This is a genomic window from Parvibaculum sp. (assembly GCF_035325945.1).
In the GTDB taxonomy this organism is placed as follows: Bacteria; Pseudomonadota; Alphaproteobacteria; order Parvibaculales; family Parvibaculaceae; genus Parvibaculum.
In genome coordinates, this window is record NZ_DAOKYX010000018.1 from 46,353 (window position 1) to 55,030 (window position 8,678).

Sequence of the window (8,678 nt, forward strand, 5' to 3'; positions counted from 1 at the left end):
AGGCCGTTGGCGGGACAGATTCCCGTAATCGCATCCAAAGGGGCCTGACGTGAACAAGAACGATCTCATTGCAGAAGTGGCGGACCGGACCGGTCTATCCAAGGCCGATGCGACCAAGGCGGTTGACTACACCTTCGACATCATCACGGACGCCCTCAAGAAGGGTGACGAAGTCCGCCTCGTGGGCTTCGGGACATTCACGGTGTCGAGCCGCGCGGCGACGGAAGGCCGCAATCCGCGTACCGGCGAGGCGATCAAGATCCCCGCTTCCAAGCAGCCAAAGTTCAAGGCAGGCAAGGGGCTGAAGGACGCCGTCAACGCCTGATCGGCATCAGCCTGAGGGCAAGCGAGTTTCGAGGCCGGCAGAGCCCTGGAAAGGGCCGCCGGCCTCTTTGCGTTTGAGAGGTCGCCTTTTCGCGCGAGAGCGCTCAGGGCGTCTCCTCGCCCGCAGCGCGCGGCTCGAACTCCGGCTGGGCAGGCTCGGTGGGAGGGAAGGGCTGGGCGACGAAGCTGCTGCGCTGCTCGGCCGGAATGGGTTCTCTCACCGCCATGCGGAACAGCGTGAAGACCGCGAAGAGGAGGTGAATGGCGGCGCTGAAGACGAAGATGAAGGGCATGCCCCAATGCCCCGTGCCGAGCGAGGCTGCGGAAGGGCCGACAATGGCCCCGACCGCATAGGCAAGCAGAAGCCCGCCCGAGACGCTGACGAAGCTCTCCCGGCTCGCATGGTCGTTCGTATGCGCCACGCAGACCGAATAGAGCGTGAGGGCGAAGGCGCCGAAGAAGAAGCCCGCCACGAGCAGCAGAACCTCGCTCCCCGTTCCATAGGCCGCGATGAGGCCAAGCTCGCCTATCGCGGAACCTATGCTGAGGATGAGGATGACGCGCCTGCGGTCGGAGCGGTCCGAGAACCGTCCGATGGGGATTTGCGCCAGCGCGCCGCCGATGATGGCGGCGATCATGAAGAAGGAGATGCCCTTCACGTCGAGCCCGCTCGCCTTGGCGAAGACGGGACCGAGCGTCCAGAACGGCGCATTGGTGAGCCCGACGACGAAACTGCCCATAAGACCGACGGGCGACAGCCTGTAGAGATTGGCGATGTTGATTCGGCTCGAACCGATGGGGGCGGGCTGGACCGAGGTCGTGAGCGACACCGGCACCAGCGCGAGCGATGTGAGGATCGAGCACACCGCGAAGAGCGTGAAGGCCGCCGGGGACGCCATGTTGAGCAGGAGCTGCCCCAGGGTGAGCGAGGCGAGATTGACAGCGAGGTAGAGCGAGAAGAGACGCCCGCGCGTCTCGTTCGTCGCGCGTTCGTTGAGCCAGCTCTCGATGACCATGTAGAGGCCGGCGAAGCAGAAGCCGTTGAGCGCGCGCAAGACCGCCCAGACGGTGGGGTCGATGGCGATCGCATGCATGAGCGGCACGGCGGAGGCGAGCGCGCCCAGGGCGGCGAAACTTCGGATGTGCCCCGCGCGCCTGACGATGGCGGGACAGAGAACGCAGCCCGCCATGAAGCCCGCGAAATAGACGCTGCCGATCATGCCGACGGTGGTGGTCGCGAAATGCTCGATATCGGCGCGTATGGGGATCAGCGTGCCTTGCAGCCCGTTGCCGATGAGGAGGATGGACGTGGCGAGAAGGAGCGAGAAAACAGGGGCGATGGTCCGGTTCAAATTGACACCGATGCGCGGGCGGTCGAAGGCGGGCCGGGACGGCGCTGGACCGAGGCTACGCGACCAAGATCAGGCCTTTGCGGGCATATTGCAATGGCGTCTGGAGGACAGGCGGGAGGGGATCGCGGGGATTGAAATAGCCCGACCCATCCGATAGGAGTGGCGCGCCGGTTTTGCGTCCGGGCGGGCGGTTAGCTCAGTTGGTAGAGCGCCTCGTTTACACCGAGGATGTCGGGAGTTCGAGTCTCTCACCGCCCACCAGACGAAATGTCCGATGGTCCTGAAAAATATAGAGGAATTTCCGCGAAAGGTTCCTTGACAGAACTGGGGCCTTGACGTACGAACCGCGCACCTTCCGGGCGGTTCAGCCGCTCGCGTTTGGGGGTGTAGCTCAGTTGGTTAGAGCGCCGGCCTGTCACGCCGGAGGTCGCGGGTTCGAGCCCCGTCACTCCCGCCACTTTCCCATCAGAAATCGGATCGCAGACGTTTGCGCACTCCCGCGTTGCGGGAGAGTGACGCACCGCGAACCGTTCGCCGCAACATCAAATAGCATAAGGACTTTTTGCACTGATCGCCGGCAACGCAGCGTTTGATTCTGCGGTTGCGATGGCTATACTGCGCGCGGAATTCGGCAGCCGTTTAAGTACCGAACGAGTCGGCATATCAGTTTGCGATCATGCTTCCTCATGCGACGGCGCGGCGAGTTGTGAGGACGACCCATGGAAGACCTGCTTCGCGAGTATTTGCCCATCATCATTTTCATGGGCCTTTCCCTCGTGATTGGTCTCGCTCTGCTGATCGCACCGTTCCTGATCGCGCCGAGCAAGCCCGACCAGGAAAAGCTTTCGGCCTATGAGTGCGGCTTCGACGCGTTCGACGACGCGCGCATGAAGTTCGACGTGAAATATTATCTCGTCGCCATCCTCTTCATCATCTTCGATCTCGAAGTGGCCTTCCTGTTTCCCTGGGCGGTCGCCCTTGGCGATGTCGGCATGTTCGGCTTCTGGTCGATGATCGTGTTCCTCGGTGTGCTGACGATCGGCTTTGCGTATGAGTGGAAGAGGGGGGCGCTGGAATGGGAGTGACGGAAACCGGAGCGATCGGCGGGCGTCTGCCCGCGGAGCGGACGGCATCTGGCGACGTTCCCGACATCGCCGATCCGAACTTCGACAACATGTCCGACCAGCTCGCCGACAAGGGCTTCGTGCTCACGACGGTGGACGATCTGATCACATGGGCGCGCACCGGCTCGCTGATGTGGATGACGTTCGGCCTGGCATGCTGCGCGGTCGAGATGATGCACACATCCATGCCGCGCTATGACAGCGAGCGCTTCGGCTTCGCGCCCCGCGCGAGCCCTCGCCAGTCGGACGTGATGATCGTGGCGGGCACGCTGACGAACAAGATGGCTCCCGCTCTGCGCAAGGTCTATGACCAGATGCCCGAGCCGCGCTATGTGATCTCGATGGGATCCTGCGCGAATGGCGGCGGCTACTACCATTATTCCTATTCCGTGGTACGCGGCTGCGACCGGATCGTTCCGGTCGACATCTACGTGCCCGGATGTCCTCCCACCGCCGAGGCGCTGCTTTACGGCATCCTCGCGCTTCAGAAGAAGATCCGCCGGACGGGTACGATCGACCGGTGATTTTCATGGCCCGGACGGCATTCCCGCTTCTGCGCGAAGCGGGAGCCGTTCACGAGTTTTGAGACTGCTTCGATGGACGAGAGTCTGAAATTACTCGGCGATCACATCCGCGGAAAAATGGCGGATGCGGTCATCGACTGCTCGGTCGCATATGGCGAGCTGAACGTGACTGTGCAAGCCGCGCAGATCATTTCCGTGCTCGCTTTCCTGCGTGACGATGACGAGTGCCGCTTCACGACGCTGATCGACATCACGGCAGTCGACTACCCGGAGCGCGAGCGACGCTTCGACATCGTCTATCACCTCCTCTCGATGGAGAAGAACCGGCGCATCCGCGTTCGCATCGAGGTGGACGAAGATACGCCGGTCGCGAGCTCGGTCGATATCTTCCCGGCCTCGAACTGGTTCGAGCGGGAGACGTTCGACATGTATGGCGTGCTCTTCTCGGGGCACCCGGACCTTCGCCGCATTCTCACCGACTACGGCTTCGCCGGCTATCCGCTCCGCAAGGACTTCCCGCTCACCGGCTATGTCGAGGTGCGCTACGACGGCGAGCAGAAGCGCGTCGTGTACGAGCCCGTGAAGCTCGTGCAGGAATTCCGCAGCTTCGACTTCCTGAGCCCGTGGGAAGGCGCGGAATACATTCTGCCAGGTGACGAGAAAGCGGAGACGAAGCCATGACCGAGCAGAAGCTTCGCAATTTCAGCCTGAATTTCGGCCCGCAGCATCCGGCGGCGCACGGCGTTCTGCGTCTCGTGCTCGAACTCGAAGGCGAGATCGTCGAGCGCGTCGATCCGCATATCGGCCTGCTTCATCGCGGCACCGAGAAGCTGATCGAGTACAAGACCTACCTGCAGGCGCTGCCCTATTTCGACCGGCTCGATTACGTCGCGCCGATGAATCAGGAGCATGCCTACTGCCTCGCGGTCGAGCGTCTGCTCGGCATCGAAGTGCCGCGCCGCGGCCAGTTCATCCGTGTCATCTATTCCGAGATCGGACGCCTGCTTTCGCACCTTCTCAACGTGACGACGCAGGCGATGGACGTCGGCGCGCTTACGCCGCCTCTCTGGGGCTTCGAGGAACGCGAGAAGCTCATGATCTTCTATGAGCGCGCGTCCGGCGCCCGCATGCATGCGGCCTATTTCCGGCCCGGCGGGGTGCATCAGGACCTGCCGCCGAAGCTCGTCGAGGACATCTACAATTTCTGCGACCCTTGCGCGAAGGTGCTCGACGATCTCGAAGTGCTGCTCACCGGCAACCGCATCTTCATGCAGCGCAACGCCGATATCGGCGTGGTGACGAAGGAGGACGCGCTGGCCTGGGGTTTCTCGGGCGTGATGGTGCGCGGCTCCGGCATGGCCTGGGACCTGCGCCGCTCGCAGCCCTACGAGGTCTATTCGGAACTCGATTTCGACATTCCCGTCGGCAAGAACGGCGACTGCTACGACCGCTATCTCGTGCGCATGGACGAGATGCGCCAGTCGCTGCGCATCATCAAGCAGGCGATCGAGAAGATGCCGGAAGGCCCCGTCCACACGACGGACGGCAAGGTCTTCCCGCCCTCGCGTGGCGAGATGAAGCGCTCGATGGAAGCGCTCATCCACCACTTCAAGCTCTATACCGAGGGCTATCACGTTCCGGCGGGCGAGGTTTACGCCGCCGTTGAGGCGCCAAAGGGCGAGTTCGGCGTCTATCTCGTCTCCGACGGCTCGAACAAGCCCTACAAGTGCAAGATCCGCGCGCCCGGTTACGCGCATCTGCAGGCGATGGATTTCCTCTGTCGGGGCCATATGCTGGCGGACGTTTCCGCCATCCTTGGTTCGCTCGACATCGTGTTCGGTGAGGTAGACCGATGAGCGTCCGGAGACTGGCTGCCAACCAGCCCGATAGTTTTGCCTTCACGCCCGAAAATCTCGAATGGGCGAAAGGTCAGATCGCGAAATATCCGGAAGGCCGGCAGGCTTCCGCCATCATTCCGCTCTTCTGGCGTGCTCAGAAGCAGGTGGGCGGCTGGCTGCCCGAGCCCGCGATCCGCTATGTCGCCGACATGCTGGGCATGGATTACATCCGCGCACTCGAGGTCGCGACGTTCTACACGATGTTCAACCTGTCGCCGGTCGGCGAGCACTATGTGCAGCTCTGCGGCACGACGCCTTGCTGGCTCAGGGGCGCTGACGAACTGAAGGAAGCCTGCCGCAAGCATATCGGCCCGGAGGGGCAGATCAGCGCCGATGGCAAGCTCTCCTGGCTTGAGGTCGAGTGCCTCGGCGCCTGCGCGAACGCGCCGATGGTTCAGATCAATGACGATTATTTCGAGGATCTCGATGCCGAGAAGCTCGGCGAGATCATCGAGGCGCTGCGCGCGGGCCGCGAAGTGAAACCGGGCCCGCAGAACGGTCGCCGTTCCTCCGAGCCGCTCGGCGGACTTACGAGCCTGACGACGCTGGAGGAGGGCGAGTGATGCTGCAGGACAAGGATCGCATCTTCACCAATCTCTATGGCTATGGCGAACCGGGACTTGCCGGCGCACGCCGCCGTGGCGACTGGGACGGCACGGCCGCGATCATCGCCAAGGGGCGCGACTGGATCATCGACGAGATGAAGAAGTCGGGCTTGCGCGGCCGCGGCGGCGCGGGTTTCCCGACGGGCCTCAAATGGTCCTTCATGCCGAAGGATTCCGGCGGCCGTCCGCATTACCTCGTCGTCAATGCCGACGAGTCCGAGCCCGGCACCTGCAAGGACCGCGAAATTCTCCGCAACGATCCGCAGAAGCTGATCGAGGGCTGTCTGATCGCGAGCTTCGCGATGAATGCGCATGCCTGCTACATCTATGTGCGCGGCGAATTCATCCGCGAGCGCGAGGCGCTGCAGCGCGCGGTGGACGAAGCCTACGCGGCCGGCCTCATCGGCAAGAACGCGGCGGGTTCCGGCTGGGATTTCGACCTCTACGTTCATCACGGCGCGGGCGCCTATATTTGCGGCGAGGAAACGGCGCTGCTCGAAAGTCTCGAGGGCAAGAAGGGCATGCCGCGGCTGAAGCCGCCATTCCCCGCCAATATGGGCCTTTACGGCGCGCCGACGACGGTGAACAACGTCGAGTCGATTGCGGTCGCGCCGACGATCCTTCGTCGCGGCGCCGACTGGTTCGCGAGCCTCGGCCGTCCGAACAATACGGGCACCAAGATTTTCTCGATCTCGGGCCATGTGAACAAGCCGTGCAACGTCGAAGAGGAAATGGGCATTCCGCTTCGCGAACTCATCGACAAGCATGCGGGCGGCGTTCGCGGAGGCTGGGACAATCTTCTCGCCGTCATCCCCGGCGGATCGTCCGTACCCCTCATTCCGAAATCCATCTGCGATGACGTGCTGATGGACTTCGACTCGCTCAAGGCCGTGCAGACCGGCCTCGGAACGGCTGCCGTGATCGTCATGGACAAGTCGACCGACCTCATCAAGGCGATCGCGCGCATCTCCGCTTTCTACAAGCATGAGAGCTGCGGCCAGTGCACGCCCTGCCGCGAAGGCACGGGCTGGATGTGGCGCGTGATGGAGCGCATGGCGGCGGGCAATGCGGCCATCGAGGAAATCGACATGCTGCTCGATGTGACCAAGCGCGTCGAAGGCCACACCATCTGCGCGCTGGGCGACGCGGCTGCCTGGCCGATCCAGGGGCTCATCCGGCACTTCCGGCATGTAATCGAAGAGCGGATCGTCTCGCGCAAGAGCGGCAATTCGCAAGCGGCGGCGGAGTAAGACCATGCCCAAAGTTACAGTCGACGGCATCGAGGTCGAGGTCCCGCAGGGCGCGACGCTGCTGCAAGCCTGTGAGGCGGCAGGCGCCGAGATTCCGCGCTTCTGTTATCACGAACGCCTTTCCATCGCGGGCAACTGCCGCATGTGCCTGGTCGAGGTGGAGAAGTCGCCGAAGCCGGTGGCGAGCTGCGCCATGCCGGCGACCGATGGCGCCGTCGTGCGCACCACGACGGAGCTTGTGAAGCGCGCGCGCGAAGGCGTGATGGAATTCCTGCTCATCAATCATCCGCTCGATTGCCCGATCTGCGATCAGGGCGGCGAATGCGATCTGCAGGATCAGGCCATGGCCTATGGCACCGACGGATCGCGCTTCTACGAGAACAAGCGCGCCGTCGAAGAGAAGTATATGGGGCCGCTGGTCAAGACCGTGATGACGCGCTGCATCCAGTGCACGCGCTGCGTCCGCTTCGCCACCGAGGTCGCGGGCACGCCGGAGATCGGCGCCATCGGCCGCGGCGAGGACATGGAGATCACGACCTATCTCGAGCATGCGCTGACCTCGGAGCTTTCGGCCAATGTGGTCGATCTCTGCCCCGTGGGCGCGCTCACCTTCCAGCCCTTCGCCTTCACCGCGCGGCCGTGGGAGCTGCGCAAGACGGAATCGGTCGACGTCATGGATGCCGTCGGTTCGAACATCCGCCTCGATACGCGCGGCTCGGAAGTGATGCGGATCCTTCCGCGCCTCAATGAAGACGTCAACGAGGAGTGGATTTCCGACAAGACGCGCTTCATCTGGGACGGATTGAAGACGCAGCGTCTCGACCGACCCTATATCCGCGAGAACGGGAAGTTCCGCGAAGCGTCATGGGATGAAGCCTTCGCCGCGATCGCCGCGAGGCTCAAGGGCGCGAAGGGCGAGCGCATCGGCGCGATCGTCGGCGATCTTGCCGCCGCCGAGGAAATGAAGGCGCTGAAGGATCTCTGGGCGAAGCTCGGCTCGGCCAACATCGATTGCCGCCAGGACGGCGCGAAGCTCGGCGGCCCGCGTTCGAGCTATGTCTTCAACACGACCATCGCCGGGCTCGAGGATGCCGACGCCGTTCTCGTCATCGGCTCGGACATGCGCCGCGAGGCGCCGCTCGTCAATACGCGCCTTCGCAAGCGCTATCGCATGGGCAATCTCAAGGTCGGCGTCATCGGGCCCAAGCACGACCTGACCTATCCCTATGAATATCTGGGCGCCGGCCCCCAGACGCTGAAGGAGCTTGTCGAGGGCCGCGGCTTTGCCGAGGTGCTGAAGGCGGCGAAGAAGCCGGTCATCATCGTCGGGCAGGGGGCTCTGGCGCGCAAGGACGGCGCGGCCGTGCTCGCCGCCGCGATCCGCCTTGCTAAAGCCACCAATGCGGAATTCAACGTGCTGCACACGGCGGCGGCGCGCGTCGGCGGTCTCGATCTCGGCCTCGTGCCGGGGGACGGCGGGCGCGATGTCGAGGGCATCCTCGACGGCGCCGCGAAGGGCGAGATCGACACCGTCTATCTGCTCGGCGCGGACGAGATCGACATGGCGCGCCTCGGCAATGCCTTCGTCATCTATCAGGGCA

The 8,678-nt window shown here is 63.5% G+C and carries 9 protein-coding genes and 2 tRNA genes; 10 read left to right on the forward strand and 1 reads right to left on the reverse strand.

The genetic code is table 11. From position 1 onward, the window contains the following. The first annotated feature begins 49 nt into the window (after nucleotides 1–49). The gene (locus PKA57_RS10110; protein ID WP_324300140.1) at nucleotides 50–325 is read left to right on the forward strand and encodes an HU family DNA-binding protein; all 276 of its coding nucleotides are present in this window, start codon (nucleotides 50–52) and stop codon (nucleotides 323–325) included. A gap of 103 nt (nucleotides 326–428) precedes the next feature. Here the strand turns inward: PKA57_RS10110 and PKA57_RS10115 are convergent, their stop codons facing one another. Continuing rightward, nucleotides 429–1,676, reverse strand: coding sequence for an MFS transporter (locus PKA57_RS10115; protein ID WP_324300142.1), 1,248 nt, complete (start codon nucleotides 1,674–1,676; stop codon nucleotides 429–431). Between the two features lie 185 nt (nucleotides 1,677–1,861). On the opposite strand from PKA57_RS10115, the gene PKA57_RS10120 reads away from it, so the two are divergent. The 9 genes from PKA57_RS10120 to nuoG form a co-directional block, all read left to right on the forward strand. Then, a tRNA-Val gene (locus tag PKA57_RS10120) sits at nucleotides 1,862–1,937 on the forward strand. A gap of 119 nt (nucleotides 1,938–2,056) precedes the next feature. Then, nucleotides 2,057–2,133 (forward strand) — tRNA-Asp (locus tag PKA57_RS10125). Nucleotides 2,134–2,395: 262 nt separating this feature from the next. Beyond that, on the forward strand, nucleotides 2,396–2,761 hold the full coding sequence (locus tag PKA57_RS10130) for an NADH-quinone oxidoreductase subunit A (protein WP_324300144.1): 366 nt from the start codon (nucleotides 2,396–2,398) through the stop codon (nucleotides 2,759–2,761). 89 nt (nucleotides 2,762–2,850) lie between these two features. After that, complete coding sequence (locus tag PKA57_RS10135) at nucleotides 2,851–3,324, forward strand: NADH-quinone oxidoreductase subunit B family protein (RefSeq protein ID WP_324300157.1); 474 nt, start codon at nucleotides 2,851–2,853, stop codon at nucleotides 3,322–3,324. 72 nt (nucleotides 3,325–3,396) lie between these two features. Further along, complete coding sequence (locus tag PKA57_RS10140) at nucleotides 3,397–4,005, forward strand: NADH-quinone oxidoreductase subunit C (RefSeq protein ID WP_324300147.1); 609 nt, start codon at nucleotides 3,397–3,399, stop codon at nucleotides 4,003–4,005. Further along, nucleotides 4,002–5,180: an NADH-quinone oxidoreductase subunit D gene (locus PKA57_RS10145; protein ID WP_324300149.1), complete on the forward strand. Its 1,179-nt coding sequence runs from the start codon at nucleotides 4,002–4,004 to the stop codon at nucleotides 5,178–5,180. Before PKA57_RS10140 ends, PKA57_RS10145 begins: the two co-directional genes overlap by 4 nt. Further along, the gene (gene nuoE, locus PKA57_RS10150) at nucleotides 5,177–5,785 is read left to right on the forward strand and encodes an NADH-quinone oxidoreductase subunit NuoE (protein WP_324300151.1); all 609 of its coding nucleotides are present in this window, start codon (nucleotides 5,177–5,179) and stop codon (nucleotides 5,783–5,785) included. The genes PKA57_RS10145 and nuoE overlap by 4 nt, the downstream gene beginning before the upstream one ends. Continuing rightward, nucleotides 5,785–7,077, forward strand: a complete 1,293-nt coding sequence (gene nuoF / locus PKA57_RS10155; RefSeq protein WP_324300153.1) for an NADH-quinone oxidoreductase subunit NuoF — start codon at nucleotides 5,785–5,787, stop codon at nucleotides 7,075–7,077. The genes nuoE and nuoF overlap by 1 nt, the downstream gene beginning before the upstream one ends. 4 nt (nucleotides 7,078–7,081) lie before the next feature. Then, nucleotides 7,082–8,678: NADH-quinone oxidoreductase subunit NuoG (nuoG, locus tag PKA57_RS10160; RefSeq protein ID WP_324300155.1), on the forward strand; the 1,597-nt coding region annotated here is incomplete at its 3' end.

What these genes read in the sequence shown, in the direction of transcription:
- nuoF (WP_324300153.1), top strand. Translation starts at nt 5,785, where the DNA reads ATGCTGCAGGACAAGGATCGCATCTTCACCAATCTCTATGGCTATGGC.
- nuoE (WP_324300151.1), top strand. Translation starts at nt 5,177, where the DNA reads ATGAGCGTCCGGAGACTGGCTGCCAACCAGCCCGATAGTTTTGCCTTC.
- PKA57_RS10130 (WP_324300144.1), top strand. Translation starts at nt 2,396, where the DNA reads ATGGAAGACCTGCTTCGCGAGTATTTGCCCATCATCATTTTCATGGGC.
- PKA57_RS10135 (WP_324300157.1), top strand. Translation starts at nt 2,851, where the DNA reads ATGTCCGACCAGCTCGCCGACAAGGGCTTCGTGCTCACGACGGTGGAC.
- PKA57_RS10145 (WP_324300149.1), top strand. Translation starts at nt 4,002, where the DNA reads ATGACCGAGCAGAAGCTTCGCAATTTCAGCCTGAATTTCGGCCCGCAG.
- PKA57_RS10140 (WP_324300147.1), top strand. Translation starts at nt 3,397, where the DNA reads ATGGACGAGAGTCTGAAATTACTCGGCGATCACATCCGCGGAAAAATG.